The organism is Hydrogenophaga sp., assembly GCF_041633695.1.
Classification (GTDB): domain Bacteria; phylum Pseudomonadota; class Gammaproteobacteria; order Burkholderiales; family Burkholderiaceae_C; genus Hydrogenophaga.
Map to the genome: position 1 here is coordinate 1 of NZ_JBFJMY010000556.1, position 2452 is coordinate 2452.

1 protein-coding gene and 1 pseudogene are annotated in these 2452 nt (G+C 64.6%); one reads left to right on the forward strand and one right to left on the reverse strand.

Features of this window, described 5'->3' with window-relative positions; translation table 11 throughout:
- Positions 1–1270: ATP-binding cassette domain-containing protein (locus ABYB95_RS21605; RefSeq protein ID WP_372661798.1), on the forward strand; the 1270-nt coding region annotated here is incomplete at its 5' end.
- Between the two features lie 53 nt (positions 1271–1323).
- On the opposite strand, the pseudogene ABYB95_RS21610 reads toward ABYB95_RS21605, so the two are convergent.
- A pseudogene (locus ABYB95_RS21610) lies at positions 1324–2452 on the reverse strand (NAD-glutamate dehydrogenase); the annotation flags it as partial.

Genomic DNA, 2452 nt, shown 5'->3' on the forward strand with positions numbered 1-2452 from the left:
CCCCTATGTGATGACCCAGGTGTTGCTGATCCTGCTGCTGGTGGTGCTGCCCAGCATGTGGTTTGGTCGGCGTGTGCGCAAGCTCTCGCGTGCCAGCCAGGACCGTGTGGCCGATGCCAGCGCGATCGCCGCCGAGGTCTTAAACGCGATCCCCGTGGTGCAGAGCTACACCGCCGAAGACCGCGAGGCCGGACGCTTTTCAACCGCCACCGAAAGCGCGTTCAAAACGGCGATCAAGCGCACGCTGGCCCGTTCGGGCCTGGTGGCCTTCATCATGATCACCACATCGGCCCTGCTGCTCTGGGGGCTGTTCAAAGGCACACAGGCGGTGCTGGCGGGCGAGATCACGGCCGGGCACCTGGGGCAAACGGTGGTGTACATCATCATCCTGGCCGGCGCCGTTGCGGTGCTGGGCGAGGTGTATGGCGATTTGCTGCGTGCCGCCGGCGCCAGCGAGCGCCTGATGGAGCTGCTGGCCAGCCAGTCGCCGGTGCAATCGCCCGCGCAACCGGTGGATGCGCCCGCACCCGAAGGCGGCAGCGCGGTGGCCTTCCACAAGCTGGGTTTCAACTACCCGTCCAGGCCCAACCAGGCCGCGCTCGACGACTTCAGCCTGTTCGTGCAACCCGGCCAGACGGTGGCGCTGGTGGGCGCGAGCGGCGCGGGCAAAAGCACCGTCTTTGGTCTGCTGTTGCGCTACTACGATCCGCAGCTGGGCAGCATCGAGCTCGACGGCGTGCCCATCAACCAGATGGATTTGAAAACCTTGCGCGACCGCGTGGGCATCGTGCCGCAAGACCCGGTGATTTTCTCCAGCAGCGCGCTGGAAAACATCCGCTACGGTCGGCCCGACGCCACCGATGCCGAAGTCAAGGCCGCCGCCGAAGCCGCTTTCGCGGACGAATTCATTGCCCAATTGCCCGAGCAATACAACACCTTTCTGGGCGAGCGCGGCGTGCGGCTTTCCGGTGGCCAGCGCCAGCGCATCGCCATCGCGCGCGCCATGCTGAAGAACCCGCCCTTGCTGCTGCTGGACGAAGCCACCAGTGCGCTGGACGCCCAAAGCGAACGCATGGTGCAAGCGGCACTGGAATCGGCCATGAAGGACCGCACCACGCTGGTGATTGCCCACCGCCTGGCCACGGTGCAAAAAGCCGATCACATCGTGGTGCTCGACCACGGCCGCTTGGTGGAACAAGGCACGCACGCCGAACTGGTGGCGCGCGGCGGTGTTTACGAAGGCCTGGCGGCGCTTCAGTTCACCGTGTGAGCGACGCGCCACATGCAGATGGCGGCTTCAAACTGGCGGCCTGAAGCGCCAGATCACACCAGCTGACGCAACTCGCGCAAAGCCACCGACACAGGCGCCAGGTCGGGTGCGGCCCCTGCGATGCTTTCGCGCATGGTGTTGACGCGGTCGATGGTTTTGCCGTGGTGCTCCCGCCATTGCTCCAGCGTTTGCTTCTCGCCCAGCAACCACTGCACGATCTGGCTGGTGATCGAATAGGCGTCGTCGCGCGCGCTGGCGCGGGCCTGGGTTTGCCACAGGGTGTCTGTGGGCAGCTTGGCTATGATCGCGCGCCACTGGCCCAGATCGAGCGCATGGTCCACGCCAAAGTAGGTTCTTGCGGCTTGTTCAAGCGAACTGTCGCCTTTGGCGGCCACATCCACCAGATCGAGCACCGGGTAAAGATGGTCGAGCACGGTCAGGTCGTCGGCCAGTTGTGCATCGACACCGGCTTGCACCAGTTCGGCGCTGGCGGCCTGCCACTGGTCGCGGGCTTCGGCCGGCAACCATTGATCGATGTGCGCCCGCAACTGGGCAGCGGCGGGCTGGTAGCGCGCAATCATGCTGGGCAGATCGCCCTGGCCACGGTGGCGCAGCATCCAGCGGCTGGCGCGTTGGGCGATGGCGCTGAGCTGCGCGAGCAAACCCAGTTGCAGCGACGTGGGCACCTTGCCATCGAGCTCATCGATACGGTCCCAGATATTTTCCAGATCGAACACCTCGCGCGCCAGGGTGTAGGCACCGACCACATCGGCAGCGTTGCACGACGCCTCGTTGGCCAGGAAATGGACGAAAGTCGCTCCCATGCGGTTGACGACTGCGTTGGTCACGCAGGTGGCGATGATTTCGCGCTTCAACGCATGCTGGGCCACGAAGCCGGGGTAGGTCTGGTTCAGAACCTGTGGAAAATAGGTCTGCAACACCTTGGCGTAAAACGGATCGTCCGGCAAGGCGCTGGCACACAACTCGTCAAACAAGTTGAGCTTGGCGTAAGCCAGTAGCACCGCGTTTTCGGGACGCGTCAAACCTTTGCCCTCGCGCTTGCGTTTGGCCAGTTCCTCGTCGTTGGGCAGGTATTCGATCGCGCGCTTGAGCTGCCCGGTCCCCTCCAACCCACGCATGAGGGTTTGCTGACCTTCCAACAGGTACGCCGGTCGCGCGGCC